At 53.4% G+C, this 20304-nt stretch carries 15 protein-coding genes; 8 read left to right on the top strand and 7 right to left on the bottom strand.

Annotated elements, in window-relative coordinates; translation table 11 throughout:
* The first annotated feature begins 11 nt into the window (after window positions 1-11).
* Window positions 12-614 carry a hypothetical protein gene (locus ACTJIK_RS13810; RefSeq protein ID WP_440646998.1) on the top strand — a complete coding sequence of 201 codons (603 nt, stop codon included), beginning with the start codon at window positions 12-14 and terminating at the stop codon, window positions 612-614.
* A 58-nt stretch (window positions 615-672) separates the two neighbouring features.
* Here ACTJIK_RS13810 and ACTJIK_RS13815 read toward each other — a convergent pair whose 3' ends face one another.
* The 3 genes from ACTJIK_RS13815 to ACTJIK_RS13825 all read right to left on the bottom strand — a co-directional run bounded on the left by ACTJIK_RS13815 (window position 673) and on the right by ACTJIK_RS13825 (window position 3912).
* Entirely contained in the window at window positions 673-1863 is a 1191-nt protein-coding gene (locus tag ACTJIK_RS13815; protein ID WP_440647000.1) for a pyridoxal phosphate-dependent aminotransferase, read from the bottom strand.
* Between the two features lie 107 nt (window positions 1864-1970).
* On the bottom strand, window positions 1971-2684 hold the full coding sequence (locus ACTJIK_RS13820; protein WP_440647002.1) for a hypothetical protein: 714 nt from the start codon (window positions 2682-2684) through the stop codon (window positions 1971-1973).
* A gap of 34 nt (window positions 2685-2718) precedes the next feature.
* Window positions 2719-3912, bottom strand: a complete 1194-nt coding sequence (locus ACTJIK_RS13825; RefSeq protein WP_440647004.1) for a serine hydrolase — start codon at window positions 3910-3912, stop codon at window positions 2719-2721.
* A 224-nt stretch (window positions 3913-4136) separates the two neighbouring features.
* Between ACTJIK_RS13825 and secDF the strand changes: the two genes are divergently transcribed.
* Window positions 4137-7274 (top strand): protein translocase subunit SecDF, encoded by a 3138-nt coding sequence (gene secDF / locus ACTJIK_RS13830; protein WP_440647006.1) that lies wholly within the window; start codon window positions 4137-4139, stop codon window positions 7272-7274.
* Window positions 7275-7491: 217 nt separating this feature from the next.
* Here secDF and ACTJIK_RS13835 read toward each other — a convergent pair whose 3' ends face one another.
* Complete coding sequence (locus tag ACTJIK_RS13835) at window positions 7492-7836, bottom strand: HesB/IscA family protein (RefSeq protein ID WP_440647008.1); 345 nt, start codon at window positions 7834-7836, stop codon at window positions 7492-7494.
* Window positions 7837-7968: 132 nt separating this feature from the next.
* Here ACTJIK_RS13835 and ACTJIK_RS13840 point away from each other — a divergent pair, with 132 nt between their 5' ends.
* Both ACTJIK_RS13840 and ACTJIK_RS13845 read left to right on the top strand, forming a co-directional pair.
* The gene (locus ACTJIK_RS13840) at window positions 7969-10878 is read left to right on the top strand and encodes a hypothetical protein (RefSeq protein ID WP_440647010.1); all 2910 of its coding nucleotides are present in this window, start codon (window positions 7969-7971) and stop codon (window positions 10876-10878) included.
* Between the two features lie 9 nt (window positions 10879-10887).
* Window positions 10888-11940, top strand: a complete 1053-nt coding sequence (locus tag ACTJIK_RS13845) for an AI-2E family transporter (protein ID WP_440647012.1) — start codon at window positions 10888-10890, stop codon at window positions 11938-11940.
* Here ACTJIK_RS13845 and ACTJIK_RS13850 read toward each other — a convergent pair whose 3' ends face one another.
* From ACTJIK_RS13850 to ACTJIK_RS13860, 3 genes are all read right to left on the bottom strand, one after another.
* Window positions 11941-12429, bottom strand: a complete 489-nt coding sequence (locus ACTJIK_RS13850; RefSeq protein WP_440647014.1) for a hypothetical protein — start codon at window positions 12427-12429, stop codon at window positions 11941-11943.
* A gap of 52 nt (window positions 12430-12481) precedes the next feature.
* Window positions 12482-15118: a valine--tRNA ligase gene (locus ACTJIK_RS13855; protein WP_440647016.1), complete on the bottom strand. Its 2637-nt coding sequence runs from the start codon at window positions 15116-15118 to the stop codon at window positions 12482-12484.
* Between the two features lie 328 nt (window positions 15119-15446).
* On the bottom strand, window positions 15447-16460 hold the full coding sequence (locus tag ACTJIK_RS13860) for a threonine aldolase family protein (protein ID WP_440647018.1): 1014 nt from the start codon (window positions 16458-16460) through the stop codon (window positions 15447-15449).
* Window positions 16461-16852: 392 nt separating this feature from the next.
* Here ACTJIK_RS13860 and ACTJIK_RS13865 point away from each other — a divergent pair, with 392 nt between their 5' ends.
* The 4 genes from ACTJIK_RS13865 (at window position 16853) to ACTJIK_RS13880 (ending at window position 20301) form a co-directional block, all read left to right on the top strand.
* Window positions 16853-17710, top strand: coding sequence for a sigma-70 family RNA polymerase sigma factor (locus ACTJIK_RS13865; RefSeq protein ID WP_109698810.1), 858 nt, complete (start codon window positions 16853-16855; stop codon window positions 17708-17710).
* A gap of 184 nt (window positions 17711-17894) precedes the next feature.
* A complete protein-coding gene (locus ACTJIK_RS13870) occupies window positions 17895-18776 on the top strand; it encodes a DUF4249 domain-containing protein (RefSeq protein ID WP_440647021.1) in 882 nt (293 codons plus the stop codon).
* Window positions 18777-18822: 46 nt separating this feature from the next.
* Window positions 18823-19770 carry a thioredoxin-disulfide reductase gene (trxB, locus tag ACTJIK_RS13875; protein ID WP_440647023.1) on the top strand — a complete coding sequence of 316 codons (948 nt, stop codon included), beginning with the start codon at window positions 18823-18825 and terminating at the stop codon, window positions 19768-19770.
* A gap of 180 nt (window positions 19771-19950) precedes the next feature.
* Window positions 19951-20301 (top strand): dihydroneopterin aldolase, encoded by a 351-nt coding sequence (locus ACTJIK_RS13880; RefSeq protein ID WP_440647025.1) that lies wholly within the window; start codon window positions 19951-19953, stop codon window positions 20299-20301.
* Window positions 20302-20304 lie beyond the last annotated feature (3 nt).

Raw genomic sequence — 20304 nt, forward strand, 5'->3', positions numbered from 1 at the left:
AGTTTAATGGCATGAATCCCCGCATCCTGGCCCTGGTGAGCGCATCGGTATGGTGCAGCTCAGCCTCCGCGCAATATCTGAAAAAAGATACGCTCCCTTATCCGCGCTTCCTCGCGCCCGCAAAGGATTCCCTGAGAAGGGACAGCCTGCCGCCCATGCGCGTTTACCAGCTGAAGGAATTTAACGTGCGGCACTTCGACCATTCGGAAGATTCCGCCATGCTGCGAAAGCTCCAGCCGAAGAACTTCCGGCTGATATTACCGCTCGAAAAACAAAAGGGCGTCGCTTATGAAAAGGACGGTAAAACCCACCACCTGCCCGGCGTAGCCATGAACCTGAACGCCATCGTGTCGGTATTTGATTTTAAGAAAAAAGCGCGGGACGAGGCTTTCCGCCGCAGGCTGACGGCCAGCATGGAAGAGCGGGCGGTAAATAAGATGTATAACGCGGACCTGGTGGCCCGCTTCATCCCGCTGACGGGAGACAGCCTTTATGCCTTTGTGGACAGAACCCGCCCCAATGCGGGTTTCCTGGCTGGCATCACCGCCTACGACCTGGGTGTGTACGTGAAAAAACGCTACAAAGAATACCTGGACACGATGCAGCTGCACTGATGCATTAAATACGAATGGCGCCCGGGAAGGCGCCATCCATCTATCTTTCAGCGGGATGTTATTTCAGCTTGCCCAGCCATTCCTTCATCCTTTTCATGCCTTCCTGTATCCGGTTCATGCCGGTAGCGTAGGAAATGCGGATGCATTCCGGCTGCTCGAAGGCCGCGCCTGAAACCACTGTTACGTTTGCTTTATGCAGCAGGTACATGCAGAGGTCGTCCGCATTGTTCACCTTGCTGTCTTCATACGACTTTCCATAAAAAGCACTGACGTTCGGGAACATATAGAACGCCCCGTCCGGCTCATTCACTTTTAACCCCGGGATGTTCCTGAGCGCATCGTAAATGAATGCGCGCCTTTCCCGGAAAGCGGCCACCATTTCCTTTGCCGTATCCAGCGGGCCGCGCAGGGCCGTAATGGCGCAGCGCTGCGTGATAGAGCAGGTGGCGGAAGTGAACTGGCTCTGCACCATGTCGCAGGCTTTGGCGATCTCCAGCGGGGCGGCCAGGTAGCCGAGGCGCCAGCCGGTCATAGCAAAACCTTTGCTGAGGCCGTTGATGATCACTGTACGGTCTTTCAGCGTGCCGAAGCTGGCAATGCTGCTGTGCGGCGCCACATAATTGATGTACTCGTAGATCTCGTCGGAAATGATAAATATCTCCGGGTGTTTTTCGAATACTTCCGCCAGGCCTTTCAGCTCTTCGTGGGAATACACGGAGCCGGTAGGGTTGCAGGGGGAAGAGAACATGAACAGCTTTGTTTTTGGCGTGATGGAAGCTTCCAGCTTTTCAGGCGTGATCTTGTAATTATCCTCAATGCCGCAGGGTACAAACTTCACGACGCCCTGGCAAAGCTTCACCAGTTCCGAATAAGTGACCCAGTAAGGCGTGGGAATGATCACTTCATCGCCGGGGTTCACAATGCTGAGCACTGCGTTGGCGATGCTTTGTTTGGCGCCGGTGCTCACCACGATCTGTTCCGGCGTGTATTCGAGCCCGTTATCACGCTGCAGCTTGTAGGTTACGGCCTGCTTGAGGTCCGAATACCCGGCTACGGGCGTGTAATGGGTATACCCTTCATCGATGGCCTTCTTGGCGGCTTCACGGATGTATTCGGGTGTATCAAAGTCAGGTTCGCCGATACTGAGGTCCACAATGTCAATTCCCTGTGCTTTCAGTTCGCGGCTCAGCTTTGCCATCCTGATGGTTTGCGGCACGGATATCCGTGTTAATCTTTCGGCTAGTTGCATAGACGTTTATTTTTTGGGTTGACCGCGGCAAACCTACTGCAAAAAAATGAAAAAAGGTTCCGGACTTATGCCCGGAACCTTCTGTATAAATTGGAGTGTAGCGTTTATTACTGGTAACCGACGATCTTGATCACCGGCTTGGTAGTGCCTCTGGTGGAATCTCTTTCACCCATGAGATAGATGTTGTACGCGCCGCCGGTAGCGGTGAGGGCCGCATCGTTCTTTACAGCCACCTCTGCTCCTGCAGCCGTTTTCACGGAAATGGTGGTGTTGCCTACTTCCGTTGCTTCGAACTGGGAGTAACCGCCGCCTTCAAAATCCGCGAAGTAGCGGGAAGAGAATACTTTGGTTGCGCCGACGAACACATCCAGCGCATCAGGGCCGGCCATCAGGTTGTAGAAACGTACGTTGGCCTTGGTCCGGGAAAGGCTTTCAAAGTTTTCCAGGAGCTTGTACACTTCAACGCCGGTGCTCTGGTCGCCATACACGATGAGCGTGTTGTACTGGGAAGTGTCGAAGCGGGCGGTGAGAGTTGCCAGCAGGCTGTCTGCTCCGCCTTTCTTGAAATCGAATTTGTAGCCGCTGCTCGGCCTGAAGCGGTCGCCCACAGCTTCGCCAAAGGGAATAGGCTGCGAAGTGATCTTCTGTCCGTCAAGGGCAATGTCCAGCCCGTATTTGGGAGATGCCACGCCGTTCACGATCGCAATGATCGTTTGCGGTTCGGGAGGAGTGGGGTCGCTGTTTTTCAGACAGGAGGAAAAACCGGTGATTGCAACTGCCACGGCGGCCAGTGCCCATAAACGGCTCTTTTTAGTTACCATGCGCTCTTTCATTTTATGTTTTAGTACTTATAAGTTACGGTTGTTGTTCGGGCCCGTACGTTACTTTATAACGCCGGAGGTCCGGTTTGTATTTTCTGGTTCGTTTCAGTTCCGCTTCGTAGATCACCCGGCCCAGTTCCCGCAGGAATGGCTGGCCGACGGTTTCAAAGTCGTAGGTATCATCTCCGATCACGCCGTCTTTATTACAATACACGGTGGCAGACAGCATAAACTCCACATTGTTGGCAAAGTCTGCAAAATAAGCCACATCCGTTAAAAAGCCATACGCCCAGCCAGGTTTATTGAATATCCTGAGTCCCGCGGGCAGCTCCGTTTTTGCATCAGCCCCGCCCAGCAGGTATTTGACGTAATTGCGGTGGAATTCCGTGGTGTCATATACTGGATGGTCTGTTTCTGCGGGCAGCTGCGACATGTAACGGTATAAAAACCGGTAATCCTCCTCCGTTAAACGAAATCTGCGCGCAGATGTTACACTTTCCGGAAAAATTACGCTCCGCAGGATGTTATGAAGGTCCTCCAGCACGATCCGGTTCTTTTCGGAAAAATTAAAAGGCGCTTCCACCAGCTTGTTGCCCTCGTAATGGGCTTTGCCCACGGAATCCGCGCGGGGAGCGAACTGCAGGGCGCTCTGCTGCTCGGGCTGGCGGTACACGGTTTCCCCGTTGTCCACGAACCGCACGGCATTGGTAAGCCGGTTGGCTTCCTGCGGCAGTGCTATGTCGAGGCGGTGGCGCACCTGTACGGACGGATACCCTTTTTCCCAGAGCGAGCGGTTGAAGGCTTCCTGCCCCAGGAATTCGTACAGGCGGTTAAAAGCGTCGTTGTCGCTGACGAGGAATATTTTTTTAATATAATGGGCCACAGAAGGTTGCCGGGTCTCCGCCGAGCTGTCTGACGTTACGGCTGTTGTGATGCCTGACAGACTGTCTGTATACATGGGGGTGTATTTGTTCACCCGCAGCCGGTTCACCTTCTCCAGCGCCAGGAACGCCGCGGGCATTTTTACTGTAGAAGCAGGGTAGAAGTAGGTTTCGGGGGAAAGGCGGTAAGCGTGATCCGTGAAGACCGGCTGGTTCCGGGCATTCCGGTCGATGCGGGTGTAAATAACCTGGAGCCGGTACTCCCCCGGATCGGCCATCACAGGGCCCAGGCGCTCAGCATTGGCTTTCAGCAGTGAATCCAGGAATGCATCCGTATTTTTTTGCATGGAGGTAGAAATTATCGCCCTGGGAGTTTGGCAGTTCGTAAAAAAAACCAATATTGCAGCTGCCAGAAAAAACTGTTGCGCCATAGAAGGAAATTTTTAGGCCGGAATGCAGCTCAAAACCAATCACCTACTGGTTTTTGATCTGTTTGTTACCGGGCTTTAATATATCAATTTAAATTCTATCTTTGCAACTCTTAAAAAATTTATATTAATAATCAAACAAAATGCAACTAAAAGGACTGGTTAGATTTTTTGCTGTCGCACTGATCCTTATCTCTTTGTATCAATTGTCCTTCACGTTCGTGGTGCGGAACTATGAGAAAAAGATAAAGACCCAGGCCGAAGACTTTGTGGCCAAACAGTATCCCTCCGCAGAACAGAAGTATCCCGGTAATAAAGAGGCGCAGGCCCTCTACAAGGATACCGTGAACGATTACATCAAAGCGCGTTCGGAACAGTTGATTGACAGCGCCAGTGGCAAGGAGATTGCAGGATTTCCCTGGTTTACCACCTATACCAAAGCGAAAGAAAAGCAGCTGAACCTGGGCCTCGACCTCCAGGGCGGCATGAATGTGGTGCTGGAAGTAAGCGTTGAAGACGTTGTACGCCAGCTGTCAGGCCAGTCGAAAGACCCGGCCTTCAACAAAGCCATTGCCAAAGCAAAAGAACGCAAAAAGAACAGCCAGTCCGATTTCGTGACCCTGTTTGGCGAAGCTTATAAAGAAGAAGCGCCCAACGGGAAACTGTCTTCCATCTTCGCCAGCGCGCAGCAGAAGCAGATCACTTTCAACAGCTCCAACGACCAGGTACTGAACATCGTCCGGAACGAATCCAGGGCGGCGATCAGGAACACCTATAAAGTATTGCAGAACAGGATCGACAAGTTCGGCGTGGCTTCGCCTTCCATCAACCTGGACGAGAACCGCGGTATCATTTCCGTGGAACTGGCCGGCGTGGACGATGCCGACCGCGTACGCAAGTACCTCCAGGCCAGCGCCAACCTCGAATTCCGTGAAACTTACAAAACCAGCCAGGCTTTCTACGACGGTGTGCTGCTGCCCATGAACGAAGCTATCAAAGCTTCCCTGGGCAACGCCCCCAAGGTAGATACCGGCGCTGTTAAACAGGATAGTACGGCCACTGCCGCGGCGCCCACCGCCGCTCCCGATACCACCGGTTCCCTTTCCAGCCTGCTGGCAAAGGATTCTTCCGGCAAACAGGTAGCCGGCGACTCCGCTGCCCTCGCACTCGCCAGGGACCAGAAGGAAATGCCGCTCTTCATGGTATTCAAGATCAACCCGGAACCCAGTTCCATCCTGGGCCAGATCGCTCCGAAAGATACCGCCACCTTCCGCCGTTACCTCGAACTGCCCGCAGTGAAAGCTGTAATGCCGAAAGACCTGGTATTCCTCTACGGCCCTTCCAACAGAGAAGACCGCACCCAGCCGTTACAGATATTTGGTGTGAAGATCAACCCGGCCAGCCCGAAAGCGAAGATCACCGGTGAAAGGGTGATTGCCGCCCGTTCGGACTTCGGCCAGGACGGCCGCGTGGAAGTGAGCATGAGCATGGACAACGTAGGCACGCGCGACTGGCGCAACCTTACCCGCCAGCTGAAGCCCACCAATCCTGACGACCGCAGCACCTTCAACTACGTAGCCATCGTGCTGGACAACGTAGTGTACACCGCCCCCTCCATCATCAACGAGATACCGAACGGTAACTCTTCCATCAGCGGCAGCTTTACGACCGAAGAAGCGGAAGATCTTGCCAACATCCTGATGTCCGGCCGTATGCCCGCCCCCGCCAAGATCGTGCAGGAGCAGGTGGTAGGCCCCACCCTGGGACAGGAATCCATCGCAGCGGGCGCTAAATCATTCATCATCTCCTTCGTGGTGATCTTCATCCTGATGCTGGTGTACTTCAACACCGGCGGCTGGGTGGCCAACATCGCGCTGATACTCAACCTGCTGTTCACCGTAGGCATCCTGGCTTCGCTGGGCGCCACGCTCACCATGCCCGGCATCGCCGGCCTGGTGCTCACCATCGGTATGGCAGTGGATACGAACGTAATCATATTTGAAAGGATCAAGGACGAGCTGAGCCGAGGCAAAACCTACCAGCAGGCAGTGGAAGACGGTTACAAACGTTCTTACGCGCCCGTGCTCGACGGTCACATCACCTCCCTGCTCACAGCCTGCATCCTGTTCTACTTCGGCCTCGGCCCCGTACTGGGCTTCGCCACCACACAGATCATCGGTCTGTTGCTGTCCCTGTTCTGCGGTATCCTCGTATCCCGCATGATCACCGACTGGTGGACGAACAAAAAAAGGCACCTGGAATATTTCACGCCGATCTCCCGCAGGATCTTCAGGCATGCGAACTACGACTTCGTAGGCATGCGTAAGATCACCTACGTGATCTCCGGTATTGTACTGATCCTCGGTATCGCTACCTTCTTCAACGGCTTCGACCGTGGTGTGGACTTCAACGGCGGCCGCAGCTACACCGTGCGTTTCGACAAACCGGTGAACCGCGAGGCTGTTCACGAATCCCTGAACAAGGAATTCGAATCCGAAACTATTGTAAAGACCATCGGTACCAACAACCAGCTGAATATTACTACTCCGTACAAGATCGATGATAACTCCGACGAAGCGGGCAACGAAGTGCGGACCAAGCTGTTCAATAGTATTAAATCCAACTACGAAGGGAACCTGGATTTTGCTACCTGGCAAGCCCAGTACCTGGTAGGTTCGCAAACCGTTCTACCCACTATTTCCGACGACTTGAGGACCGGCGCTATTAAAGCCACCATCCTGTCGCTGATCGTGGTGTTCCTCTACATCCTGCTGCGGTTCAATAAATGGCAGTACTCTATCGGTACCATCGTTTCCCTGCTGCACGACGTGCTTGTTACGCTGATCGTATTCTCGTTCTTCCGTAACATCGTACCTTTCGCACTGGAGATTGACCAGCACTTCATTGCGGCCATCCTGACGGTGATAGGCTTCTCGATGAACGATACCGTGATCGTGTTCGACAGGATCCGTGAGAACTTCCGCCTGACCAAGAATGCAGATACCAAAACAGTGATCAACCGTGCGATCAACGACACGCTGAGCCGTACGATCATGACCTCTGTAACGGTGTTCCTCACCATCCTGATCCTGTTCATCTTCGGCGGCGAGGTAACCCGCGGGTTTGCCTTCGCCATGCTGATCGGTGTACTGACCGGCGCCTATTCTTCCATCTTCGTAGCCGCGCCGATCCTGGTGGACTTCGATAAGAAGAACACGCTGTCACAGGAGAAAGAAGCCGTGAAGGTCGAAAAAGCTCCTCCTTTAGTAGGGGGCAAATAAGCTCAAATGGAAATTTTATATCAGAAGGCCGTTCCGTAAAAGGGACGGCCTTTCTGTTTTGATGGTATTTTAACTGAAAGACTTGCCTATACGATACGTACAGGACAGGTAAAGGAGAGGTAAAGGAGAGCACTCCGGAGGTAGAGTCAAAATAATACAAGAGGCCGTCCCGGTTCAATACCTGGACGGCCTCTTGTTAATAGTAATTTCACTGCTGTTACACGGCAAACGAAGTACCGCAGCCGCAGCTGGAGGAGGCATTCGGGTTGGAGAAAGTGAACCCGCGCGCGTTCAGCCCGTGCTGGAAGTCGATTTCCATGCCCAGGAGATACAGCCCGTGCGATTTCTTCATCACTACCGGAATGCCTTCAATGTCGTAAACCTCGTCATCTTCCATTTTAGCGTCAAAGCCGAGCACATAGGAAAGGCCGGAGCATCCCCCGCCTTTTACGCCGATGCGGAGGTATTGGCTCTGGTCGAAGCTTGCCTCCCCGCGGAGGCGTTGCAGCTCCTGGATGGCGCCGCTGGTGAGATTTATAGGTGCGTTGGTGATTGTTTCCATTGTTCTGATACGATTTATACTGCAAAAATACGGAAAAATGAAGAATGTGTGTTGTCACATGATCGTCAACCCCGCAGATATGAAAGTTAAAAATTGTATGTAATTTGTTTCCCGGTGCCTAACCCTTCTTATATGCAAAGATTACTATGCCTTGCCGTGGCCGTTTTATTAGCCAACCAGGCGGCTGCACAATTATTCGGTGGAAACCCGCCCTCCCAGAAGTGGCAACAGGTGAATACGGATACGGTGAGGGTCATCTTTCCCTATGGCATGGAAGCGCAGGGCCGCCGGGTGGCGGATCTCGTGCAGCACATGAGCCGGTTCAATACCGGCAGCCTCGGGCCACAGGTGAGAAAGGTCAATATCATCCTGCAGCATCAGACCCTCCAATCCAACGGGTATGTTCAGGTAGGCCCTTTCCGTTCCGAGTTTTTCATTACCCCGCCACCCAACAGTACAGACCTCGGGTCCATCAACTGGCTGGACCAGCTGGCCCTGCACGAATACCGGCATGTGGCGCAAAACAACAATTTCCGGAAAGGCGTGAGCAAGCTGCTCTATTACCTTGGCGGGGAACTGGGGCAGGGCGCGGCCAACAGCATTGCGGTGCCCGACTGGTTCTGGGAAGGCGATGCGGTGGTGATGGAAACGGCGCTCAGCCTGCAGGGCAGGGGGCGTTTGCCGGCCTTTTTCGACGGGTTCAGGGCGATCACGCTGTCGGATAAAAAATACAGCTACATGCAGGTCCGCAACGGCTCTTACAGGAAATACATGCCCAGCCATTACCATACCGGCTATCTTATGAGCAGCTACGGGCGGCTGCAGTACGGGAAAGATTTCTGGAAAGACGTAACGGACGATGCCGTGCGCTACCGGGGCGTATTCTATCCCTTCAGCCAGAGCCTGAAACGCCGCACCGGCAAAAACGCAGCCGCGTTCTTCGCCGCTTCGCTGGACCATTATAAAAAAGCCTGGACGCCAAGGGAAGTGGAAAAGGCCGATACACTCACGCCCGCGGGCCGCACCGTTTCCAATTACCGGTATGTATACGCGGTGGACGACAGCACCTTGATCTACCTGACTAATTCATACAAACAGATCGCCAGCTTCCGGCTGCGGCATGCAGATGGCCGCGAAGAGCTGATAACGCGCCCCGGCGTTGGTTTCGACGACTATTTCAGCTACCGCAACAACCGCATCCTGTGGACGGAAAGCCGTTACAACCCCCGCTGGAACAGGATCGATTATTCCGTTGTGAAGGTATACGACCGGCAAACCGGGCGTGCCGCGACGCTGAAGCAGGAGCGCCGCTGTTTTTCGCCGGACCTGAGCCATGACGGGAAAATGATCGTTGTAAATGCCGTAACGCCTGAACAGCAATACGGGCTGGAGATCCTGGATGCCGCTACAGGCACGGTAACGGGGAGCCTTATCAACCCGGACAACTGGTATTACACTTATCCTAAGTTCACCGACGATGACCAACATATTGTAAGCGCCGTACGTGACCAGCAGGGCAGGATGGCGCTCATCAAACAACGGCTGAGCCCCTTGCTGCCGGGCAGGACAGGCGCGGGTGCCAAAGGCGAATGGATTTCACTTCCGCCTGGTACCCCAACAGATTCCGCGATCAAAAACCTGCCACGGATACGTGCCGCCCAAGCCGGCGTCGAATACCTCATTCCCTTCGGAACCCCCACCATCGGCATTTCCAGCATCAAAGGCAATACCGTTTATTTCCAGGCTTCCTTCGGCGATGCGGACAACGTTTACGCCGTTTCGCTGGACGGCGGCCCGGTACAGCAGGTCACCCACCGTCCCAACGGCGTGAGCCATATGGCGGTGCAGAACAACAGGATCGTTTTCAGCGAGTTTACCACGGAAGGCTACAAGCTGTTGCAAAAACCGCTGGAAGGCAGCACCCCCTTCGATCCAAAGCAGGACCATCACAGCGTATGGTTAAAGCCCGATCTGGGCGAGGAAGGTAATATCCTGGATAAAGTACCGTCAGGTAACCAGGAAGTCCGCAAATACCGTAAATCACACCGTCTCTTTAATTTTCACAGCTGGATACCGAGCATCAACGATCCGGAATATGGTTTGTACCTCTACGGCGATAACGTGCTGGGCACACTGCAAACAGCCGTGGGCGCATATTACAACACCAACGAAAGCAGCCCCGCCATCAGCGGGCAGCTTACTTACGCAGGGTTTTTCCCTTACCTGCGCACCGGGGCGGACTACCGCATGCAGCGTTACCTCTTCGTGAACGACACCGTGCAGGTAACCTGGAATGAGCTGGACTGGTTCGGCGGCATGAGCATCCCGTTGACCTTTTCCGCCGGGAAATATTTTACGGGCCTTACCATCAGCGGCAACTACCATGAAGTGAACCGTACCCCCGCCAACAATTCCAAATACCGCTTCCGCGACAGCCATATCCAGTACCTGGACCTCGCCCTGGGTTTCTCCAGCCAGCGTGTAAAGGCATTGCAGAATATTTATTCGCACTTCGGGCAGTCGCTGAGCGCGCGTTATAACAAATCGGTGAACAATGTGCCGGCGGAACAGCTGTATGGCCGCCTGGACCTCTACCTGCCGGGCCTTTCAGCCAATCACAGCATCGTGTTGCAGGGCGCTTACCAGCAGCGGGATACCATGCTGCGGTATTCCTTCACCGATAATTTTGTGTACGCAAGAGGCTACAGCAAACCTTTCTACGAGCATATCTGGAAAGTGGGCGCCAACTATCATTTCCCGGTAGCATACCCGGATTGGGGATTTGCGAACCTGCTGTATTTCTCGCGCATCAGGGGCAACGCTTTTTATGATTACAGCTCCGCATACAACTTTAGAAGCAGGCAGGATGTTACTTATGCATCCACGGGGGGAGAGCTTTTCTTCGATACAAAGATCGGGAACGTGCTGCCGTTTACTTTCGGAATGCGTTACAGTTACCTGTTGAACACCAACCCCGGCGGCCCTTCGCGGAAAGACCGGTTTGAATTTATCGTGCCTTTGCAGCAATTGTTTTCTTTCTAAAAACAGATCATGAAACCTTTATCCAATAAACCGCCTTTTTACATCAAACTGAGCCATGTACTGCTGAGCCTTGTGCTGATCGTGGTGATACTCCGCACCATGAAGGAAATACTGGCGCCGGTGGCTTTCGGCTTCCTCTTTGCCGTGCTGTTGCTGCCTTTGGCGCAGGGACTGGAAAAAATGAAACTCTCCCGCGCCTGGGCTTCCACCATCGCTGTGCTGCTGTTTGTGATGGCAATGCTCGGCATGGTGTATTTTATCTCCTGGCAAACTTCCACTTTCCTCAACGACCTGCCGGTACTGGAAAAAAGGATGATGACGCTGGCCAACGAGCTCACCATTTGGATAGACGAGAAATTCAAGATCGATTCGGACCAGCAGGTGGCCTGGATCAACGAAACGGCTGCGAAGAGCGTGAGCACGGTGAGCCAGTTTGTGATGAACGCCGTGTCGTCCGTTTCTTCGGTGCTTATTTTCCTCGTGTTCATTCCCTTGTATACTTTCTTTTTATTGTTCTACCGCCGCCTGCTGATGAACTTTTTGCTGAAGCTTTTCAAACGCGAGCATGCGGATGAAGTGCATGAAGTGATGGCGCATTCGCGCGTGGTGATCAAGAGTTACGTGGTGGGCCTTTTTATTGAAATGATCGTAGTGGCGGCGCTTTACATCATTGCGCTGCTGTCCCTCGGCGTGAAGTACGCGGTGCTCTTAGGCACGCTGGGCGCCATTTTCAACGTGATCCCTTACATCGGGATGGTAGTAACGATACTGGTAACGGTGCTGGTGACCTTAACCACGGGCACCGGCGCACAGGCTTTGTGGGCGGCGCTCATTATGTTCGGCATTCACCTGCTTGATGCAAACGTGCTGCTGCCGCGGATCGTAGGCTCGAAAGTGTCCATCAACGCGATGATCACCCTGCTGGGCGTGTTTATCGGCAGCATGATATGGGGGATTGCCGGTATGTTCGTTTCCATACCCGCGATGGCTTTGCTGAAAATTATCTTCGACAGGATACCGAATATGCGCCCCTGGGGCTTGCTGATGGGGCAGGGAGAATGATCAGTTCACCACGATGCGCAATTCCGGCACGCGGTAATATTTATCTTCTGTATAGCGGATCACGATGTTGGAGAACAATAATATCTCGCCTTTTTGCACGGTTTCTTTCAGCCGGGTGCTCCACAAGGGGCTGAGCTTGTTGCTTTTGAAGGAATCGCCGGTGGTTTCGGTGTAAAAGCCGACCTGCTGCGTGGTATCGTTCAGGTAAGGTTCTTTGGATTCGTAAGTGAAGTCGAAAGACACGACGGGGAATTTGTTGTTCTTCTGATCCCGCACTACCAGCGAGGAATCGAGGAGCTTCACCACTTCGGGGCGGGGCAGCGTATCGCTTAAATAAATGCCCCAGGTAGTGCGGAAACTAAGCGGCTTTTCCTTCGCGGCCGGCTTTTGTGCAGGCTTTTGGGAGGAAGTCGGTTTTTTCGCCTGTGCGCTGGCCGCAGCGCTGCAGCAAATGAAAAACAAGACCGTGTAAAATAGTTTCTGCATCATAGGGAATTATAAAAGCCCGTCCAGGTTACTAAACGCGGGACGGGCCTTTAAATTATAACAGTTTGAGACTTTCTTCGATGGCCTGGATGCGGGCTTCGCAATCCGCTTTCTTGCGGCGCTCGGCTTCCACAGCTTCAGGTTTGGCGTTCTGCACAAATTTCTCATTGGCCAGCTTCGCGTCTACAGACTTCAGGAAGCCCTGTTGATAAACAAGATCTTTCAGCAGCTGCTCTTTCTGCGCGGCAGGGTCCACCTCGGTATCCGTTACCATATAGAACTTATCCTTGCCCACCACCAGCGATACGGCGCCCGGCACAGCGGCTTTGGTGTAGGTCAGCTCGCGTGTGTTCAATTGTTTGGCCAGTATGCTTTCGATGCGCTTAAAGGCGTTCTCATGGCGCGTTTCGATGTACAGCGCAATGGTGTCTTTCGGTTTCACCTGGTTTTTATTACGCGCATCGCGGATGCTGGTGATCACTTCCTTGGCCAGCGCTCCTTCTACCAGCACAGGCTGGTGAGTGGCGGCGGGCGCGGCGAACTGGCGGATCACCAGGTCGTCTCCCGCCTGGCGGTCGCGCAGCAGGTGATACAGCTCTTCTGTTACGAAAGGCATGAAAGGATGCAGCAGCTGCACGAGGCGTTCGAAGAAGCCGATGGTCTTTTCATACACGCCCGCGTCGATAGGCTGTTCAAAACCGGGCTTGATCCATTCCAGGTACCAGGAGCAGAAATCGTCCCAAATGAGGCTGTATATGGCTTTGAGGGCTTCGCTGAGGCGGAAGTCCTTAAAGAGCTTTTCCACTTCCGCATGCACTTCGTTCAGGCGGTTCTCCATCCATTCCACCGCGAATTCAGGAACGGGCGCGCCTGTGTCTGCGGCGGGTTTCCACATTTTCACCAGCTTGAGGGCGTTCCACATCTTGTTGTTGAAGTTGCGGCCCTGCTCGCAGCTGGTATCGTCGAACAGCAGGTCGTTGCCCGCGGGGGAGGAGATCATGATGCCGAAACGCACAGCGTCCGCGCCGAAACGTTCTATCAGTTCCAGCAGGTCCGGTGAGTTGCCGAGCTGCTTGCTCATCTTGCGCCCCAGCTTGTCGCGCACCATACCGGTGAAGTACACGTCGCTGAAAGGTTTTACCTGCTTGTATTCCAGGCCGGCCATGATCATACGGGCCACCCAGAAAAAGATGATATCCTGGCCGGTAACGAGCACGGAAGTAGGATAATAATAGTTGATGTCCGCGTTATCGGGCTGGCTGATGCCGTTGAAAACTTCCATGGGCCAGAGCCAGGAAGAGAACCAGGTATCCAGGCAGTCTTCGTCCTGGCGGAGCGTTTCAACGGTTTTGCCGAATTTCTCCGCATACAGCTTCAGCGCGTCCGCAAGGGTTTCCGCTACCACGAACTGGCCCGCATCGTCGTACCAGGCGGGGATCTGCTGGCCCCACCACAGCTGGCGGGAAATACACCAGTCCTTCACGTTCTCCATCCAGTATTTGTAGGTTGCCAGGAAGCGGTCGCCGGGATGGATCTTCACATCGCCGTTCACTACCGCATCCAGCGCGGGTTGCGCCATGTCCGCCATTTTCACGAACCATTGCGTGGAAATGCGCGGCTCCACTACGGTGTCCGGGTTACGTTGACTGTAGCCCAGGCGGGTGGTGTATTCCTGTTCTTTTACGAGCAGGCCCTGTTCCGCGAGCGCGGCCACTACTTTTTTGCGGGCGCGGAAGCGGTCTTCGCCCACGAACACTTCGGCTGCTGCGCTCAGCGTGCCGTCGTCGTTCAGGGTGTCCACCACTTCGAGGTTATGTTTCAGGCCCAGGTTATAGTCGTTGATATCGTGTGCGGGCGTTACTTTGAGCGCGCCGGTACCGAATTCTTTGTCTACATATTCGTCGAAGATCACGGGCACCTTGCGGTTCACCAGCGGCACCACGGCAAAGTGGCCTTTCAGTTGGGCGTAACGCTCATCGCCGGGGTTCACGCAGATGGCCGTGTCGCCCATGATGGTTTCGGGGCGCTGGGTGGCGATGGTGATGAATTCACCGGTGGCTTCGCCGGCTGCGTTCACCACGGCGTATTTTACATGATAGAGCTTGCCATTGATCTCTTTGTATTCCACCTCCTCGTCGCTGAGCGCGGTTTTGGCCTTCGGGTCCCAGTTGATCATGCGGGCGCCGCGGTAGATCAGTCCTTTGTTATACAGGTCAACAAACACGCGGATAACGGCCTGGTAATAATGGTCGTCCATGGTGAAGGTCACACGGTCCCAATCCACAGAGCAGCCCAGTTTTTTGATCTGGTGGTAAATGATGCCGCCGTATTTCTCTTTCCATTCGTAGGCGTATTTCAGGAATTCCTGGCGGGTAAGCTGGCTTTTTTCGATGCCTTTTTCATCTTTCAGCATATTCACCACCTTCGATTCGGTGGCAATGGAAGCATGGTCGCTGCCGGGCACCCAGCAGGCATTGAAGCCGCTCATGCGGGCATGGCGCACCAGGATGTCCTGCACGGTCTCATTCAGCGTATGGCCCATGTGGAGCACGCCCGTTACGTTTGGCGGGGGGATCACGACGGTAAAGGGAGGCCGTTCGTCGGGAACGGAGCGGAAATACTGCTTGTCCATCCAATACTGGTACCATTTGTCTTCTGCCGAGGCAGGAATGTAATTCTTCGAAAGTTCCATGCTGTTCATAATAAGGTCTGCAAAAATAGCGGAGATTCAGGAGAGAAGGAAATCAGCGGTCAATATATTGAATTTTTATGATGGGAGCCGGCGGCTGCCGGGCTCTGAAAGGAATGGAGGGTTCTGAAAACAGGTATTTTTACGGGATTGGCTGTTGAAACATAGCATTATTTTCGAGTTATTGAAGCGTTTGGCCCCTGTTCCTGAATGATCACGTAACCTCAAACTCACAAATATGAAAGTTTCACCGAAAATCTCCGTTCTCCTGCTTTGTATAAAAAAAGCCGTCCCGCTCATCCGGGACGGCTTTTTCGTATAGTTATAGCAGTTATGCCATCGTGCGGATCACTTCTATCGTTTTTTCCACCATTTCGGGGGTAATGTCCAGGTGAAGGACCATTCTGACCTGGGTGGGAGAGATGGCCATTACGCGGATGCCCTCGCGTTCCATGTAGTCGCGGAACTTCACGGGCGTCCAGCCGCCGTGCACTTCAAAAATGAGGATATTGGTTTCCACCGGCAGCATATGGCCGGTGAAGGCCTGTTCCAGCAGGGCAGCGGCGATCATTTTGGCGTGTGTATGATCGTCTGCCAGCCTCTCCACATGATGTTCCAGCGCGTAAATGCCTGTGGCGGCCATGTAGCCGGCCTGGCGCATGCCTCCGCCAAGCTTTTTGCGAATGCGGCGCGCTTCTTTGATGAAAGCCGCGCTGCCCAGCAGTACGGAGCCCATGGGGCAGCCGAGGCCTTTATTGAGGCAAACGGAAATGCTGTTGAATACCTGGCCGTACTGGGCGGGCGTTTGCCCGACAGACAGCAGTGCGTTGAACAGCCGGGCGCCGTCCAGGTGCAGTTGCAGGCCGTGTTCGGTGCAAACTGCTTTGATCTTTTCGATCTCTTCCCAGCTGTAGCAGCATCCGCCTCCGCGGTTGGAGGTGTTTTCCAGGCACACGAGGGAAGTGCGGGCTTTGTGCACATCATCCGGGTTGATGGCTGCTTCCACATCAGCGGCTGTGATCATGCCGCGGTCGCCTTCCAGCGGGCGTACCTGCGCGCCGGCGTTGAACGCGATGCCGCCGCCTTCGTAGATGTATACGTGGGCGAGGCTGCTGCAGATCACTTCATCTCCCGGACGGGTGTGTACTTTGATAGCGATCTGGTTGCTCATTGTGCCGGAAGGGCAGTAAAGCGCTGCCTCCATGCCAAAAAGCGCTGACATCCTGGCTTCCAGTTCATTTACGGATGGGTCTTCACAGAAAACATCGTCGCCCACGGGGGCGTTAAGCATGGCCTCCAGCATGGCCGGAGTGGGTTTGGTAAAAGTGTCGCTCCTGAAATCCATTAAAAATTTTGCAATAGGTGGTTAAATAAATTAGAGAAGTTGCTAATTTGAATGTGTATATTTTTCAATTGTTAAAATTTAGATAAACCCCCGGAAATACTGACGGATTCACTATTAAATTCCGTTTATATGGAGTACTTTGTTATAATGAACAGGCATAGAGACTGTTCTTCAGCAAGTGCTCAGCTATTGAAAGTGAACAGGTAATGAGCGTCTTACCCAAGGTATCCGTAACCCAACCTAACCATATCCGTAGCAATTTGGAAGAGTGGGGGATTAGCACGATCTTTGCAGGCTAATTTCGCAACCGTGTAAGATATACCATTTAAATGTTACAACAAAATTATCTTTCGGCTGTTAATATAATATTCGTAAACCAATACTTTTAAAATATGAGGCAACTTAAAATTGCCACCCAGATCACCAATCGTGATTCGCAGGCGGTAGAAAAATACCTGCAGGAAATCTCGAAGATCCCTTTGTTAACTCCAGAGGAAGAGACCATACTGGCCCAGCGCATTAAAATGGGCGACCAGCGGGCTCTTGAAAGATTAACTACAGGAAACCTTCGTTTCGTTGTTTCTGTGGCCAAACAATATCAGCACCAGGGCTTAAGCCTCTCCGACCTCATCAATGAAGGTAATTTAGGGTTGATCAAGGCAGCACAACGTTTCGATGAAACCAAGGGTTTCAAATTCATTTCTTATGCTGTATGGTGGATCCGCCAGTCCATTTTACAGGCATTGGCTGAGCAGGGCCGTCTGGTCCGCCTGCCGCAAAACAAAATTGGCACTTACAATAAAGCGAACAAAGCTTACATGGCATTTGAGCAGGAGAACGAGCGCGAGCCTTCCACGGAAGAGCTGGCAGAGATCCTGGAAATGTCTGAGTCGGAGATCAACAATATCTTCCAGAGCAATACCCGCCACATGAGCCTCGACGCACCCGTGCACGAAGCGGAAGATGTGGCCATGGGCGATCTGCTGGAAGGTGGCGATGTGACGGATGATGATGTGATGCAGGATTCGCTGCGTGAGGAGATCCGCCGCGTGCTCAAGTCCCTGAGCCCCCGCGAAGCGGAAATTGTGAATGCGTACTTTGGTCTGGATGGTGAAAACGGCGCGACAATTGAACAAATAGGACAAAAGTATGATTTGACGAAGGAACGTATCCGCCAAATCAAGGAAAGAGCCATTAAAAGGCTGCAAAAGGCCCGCTATAGCGGCGCACTGAAATCCTATCTGGGTTAATTGGTTTAATACTACTATCTTATATCTTCGAATCTGGGATAAAGGCATCCCGCCCTATGTAATGTGGCGGGATGCCTTTTTTTATACCTATCAAGTTCATCTATACCAGTATAGAGTCATATAGATGCTAAACGTTTCCCCCCGATTCGAATATTTCCTTTCACCCCTTTATATTTGCAAACTTATGCGAAAGGCATACTTCACACTCGTTTTTCTGACAGTAACCGGAACAGCCTGTGAAAAAGAAATCAAAGTTGACCCGCAGCGTAGTGAAGACCTCCTGGTGGTAGAAGGGATTATTGAACAGGGAAGCTTTCCCATGGTGCGTTTGAGCAGGAGCCTCAACTACTTCAGCCGGATCACCCCGCAGCAATTGCTCGAATCTTTCGTGCATAATGCGACCATCACCGTCAGCAACGGCGCCCGTACTCACCAGCTGCGTGAATACAGCACCGATACCACCGGCGGCGTGGCCCTGCATTTTTATACGATAGACACGGCCAACCTGCAAACCGCCTTCGTCGGCGAAGCCGGTAAAAGCTACACCCTGCGGATAGAGGCGGAAGGGAAAGTGCTGCATGCCATCACCACCATCCCTCAGCCACGCCTGCGGCTGGACAGCATGTGGTGGAAAAATGCAGGCGGCAGCGATACAGACCGCGCCAGGATCCTGGTGAAAGTGACGGACCCTCCCGAAAGAGGCAATTATGTCCGTTATTTCACCGCCCGGAACAACGAACGTTTCCTGCCGGGGCTCAACTCAGTATTCGACGACCAGGTGGTGAACGGCACCAGCTTCGACGTACCGCTGGATCCGGGGTTGGACAAGAACAGGAGCGTTGACTTTGACGATTACGGCTTCTTCGACAAGGGAGATACGGTGACGCTGAAATTTTGCAACATAGATCATAGTACCTATGATTTCTGGCGCACGGCAGATTTTGCCTATACATCCACCGGCAATCCCTTTGCATCGCCCACGCGTATACTGGGGAACGTACAGGGAGCGCTCGGGTATTGGGGAGGCTACAGCATAACATACAGAACCATAACTATTCCGAAATAAAATCAAAACCAACACCAACACATTAAAAACACCATTAAACAACAGCATGGAAAACAAAACATCACAGGAACATGTACATGTACTGATCATCGGGTCGGGCCCGGCGGGGTACACGGCAGCCATTTATGCCGCCCGGGCCAACCTGAAACCCGTCCTATACCAGGGCATTCAGCCCGGAGGCCAACTTACCATCACGACCGAAGTTGAAAATTATCCAGGCTACCCCGAAGGCATCCAGGGGCCCGAAATGATGGTAGACTTCGAAAAACAAGCCACCCGCATGGGCGCCGATATCCGTTACGGTTTGGCTACCGCCGTGGATCTCAGCTCACAGCCTTATAAAGTGGAAATAGACGAAGAAAAGACCATCACCGCCGACGCCATCATCATCGCCACCGGGGCCTCCGCCAAATGGCTGGGCCTGCCCAGCGAACAGCGGCTGAACGGCAGCGGCGTTTCCGCCTGCGCTGTGTGCGACGGGTTCTTCTTCCGCGGGAAAGAAGCCGCCATCGTGGGCGCGGGAGATACTGCGGCGGAAGAAGCGCTCTACCTCTCCAAGATCTGCTCCAACGTGCATATGCTCGTGCGCCGCCATGAGATGCGCGCCAGCAAGGTGATGCAGGACAGGGTGCTCAAAACTTCCAACATCATGGTATACTGGAACACCGAGACCCTGGAAGTGACCGGGGAGAACAAGGTAGAAGGCGTACGCATCCTCAATACCCAAACAAAAGAAGAAAAAACAATACCTGTCAACGCATTTTTCGTTGCCATCGGCCACCAGCCGAACTCCGGCATTTTTGCAGGCAAGCTGGAAATGGACGACCAGGGTTATATCAAAACCGTTCCCGGCAGCACCAGAACGAGCGTGGAAGGCGTTTTCGCCTGTGGCGACGTGCAGGACAAGATCTACCGCCAGGCTGTAACGGCAGCGGGCAGCGGCTGTATGGCCGCGCTGGATGCGGAAAGGTACCTGTCTGCCAAAGGACATTAATAAACACAGGGCAGAACGGCAGGACGCGGTTAACGCGAACAGCTATCCGAACCTGTAACCAGGATATTCATCACAGGGCCGGCCGGGAGGAATTCAGCAGGAGAGCGGCCGCCGCATTGCGCGGCGCTGAACTTTACCAAAGCAGGATACCTTGCTGAACCGGCCTTTTATATTTTACATATGCTGACCATCGCGCTGGAAAGTATTAAATTCTTCTCTTACCACGGTTTGTATAAAGAAGAACAGGTGCTGGGCAATCATTTTATCCTGGACGTCCAGGTAAGCATCCCTGAGCCGGAGCATCCGTCTATGCTGGCGGAATCGGTGAACTATGAAGAGCTGTACGGCATTGCCTGCCGCGTGATGGAAGTACCGCAGCCCCTGCTGGAACAGGTGGTACATAACATTACCGCCGCCATCCGCGAGCGGTACCCGGCGGTAACCCATTCCAGGGTCACATTGCGGAAACAGGCCCCGCCTTTCGGGGGCGACCTGGCTTATTCCGTGGTGAGCCTCGAAAAACAATATTGAAGC

The organism is Chitinophaga sp. 22620, assembly GCF_052044405.1.
In the GTDB taxonomy this organism is placed as follows: Bacteria; Bacteroidota; Bacteroidia; order Chitinophagales; family Chitinophagaceae; genus Chitinophaga.

What these genes read in the sequence shown, in the direction of transcription:
- ACTJIK_RS13810 (WP_440646998.1), top strand. Translation starts at nt 12, where the DNA reads ATGAATCCCCGCATCCTGGCCCTGGTGAGCGCATCGGTATGGTGCAGC.
- ACTJIK_RS13815 (WP_440647000.1), bottom strand. Translation starts at nt 1,863, where the DNA reads ATGCAACTAGCCGAAAGATTAACACGGATATCCGTGCCGCAAACCATC.
- ACTJIK_RS13820 (WP_440647002.1), bottom strand. Translation starts at nt 2,684, where the DNA reads ATGGTAACTAAAAAGAGCCGTTTATGGGCACTGGCCGCCGTGGCAGTT.
- ACTJIK_RS13825 (WP_440647004.1), bottom strand. Translation starts at nt 3,912, where the DNA reads ATGCAAAAAAATACGGATGCATTCCTGGATTCACTGCTGAAAGCCAAT.
- secDF (WP_440647006.1), top strand. Translation starts at nt 4,137, where the DNA reads ATGCAACTAAAAGGACTGGTTAGATTTTTTGCTGTCGCACTGATCCTT.
- ACTJIK_RS13835 (WP_440647008.1), bottom strand. Translation starts at nt 7,836, where the DNA reads ATGGAAACAATCACCAACGCACCTATAAATCTCACCAGCGGCGCCATC.
- ACTJIK_RS13840 (WP_440647010.1), top strand. Translation starts at nt 7,969, where the DNA reads ATGCAAAGATTACTATGCCTTGCCGTGGCCGTTTTATTAGCCAACCAG.
- ACTJIK_RS13845 (WP_440647012.1), top strand. Translation starts at nt 10,888, where the DNA reads ATGAAACCTTTATCCAATAAACCGCCTTTTTACATCAAACTGAGCCAT.
- ACTJIK_RS13850 (WP_440647014.1), bottom strand. Translation starts at nt 12,429, where the DNA reads ATGATGCAGAAACTATTTTACACGGTCTTGTTTTTCATTTGCTGCAGC.
- ACTJIK_RS13855 (WP_440647016.1), bottom strand. Translation starts at nt 15,118, where the DNA reads ATGGAACTTTCGAAGAATTACATTCCTGCCTCGGCAGAAGACAAATGG.
- ACTJIK_RS13860 (WP_440647018.1), bottom strand. Translation starts at nt 16,460, where the DNA reads ATGGATTTCAGGAGCGACACTTTTACCAAACCCACTCCGGCCATGCTG.
- ACTJIK_RS13865 (WP_109698810.1), top strand. Translation starts at nt 16,853, where the DNA reads ATGAGGCAACTTAAAATTGCCACCCAGATCACCAATCGTGATTCGCAG.
- ACTJIK_RS13870 (WP_440647021.1), top strand. Translation starts at nt 17,895, where the DNA reads ATGCGAAAGGCATACTTCACACTCGTTTTTCTGACAGTAACCGGAACA.
- trxB (WP_440647023.1), top strand. Translation starts at nt 18,823, where the DNA reads ATGGAAAACAAAACATCACAGGAACATGTACATGTACTGATCATCGGG.
- ACTJIK_RS13880 (WP_440647025.1), top strand. Translation starts at nt 19,951, where the DNA reads ATGCTGACCATCGCGCTGGAAAGTATTAAATTCTTCTCTTACCACGGT.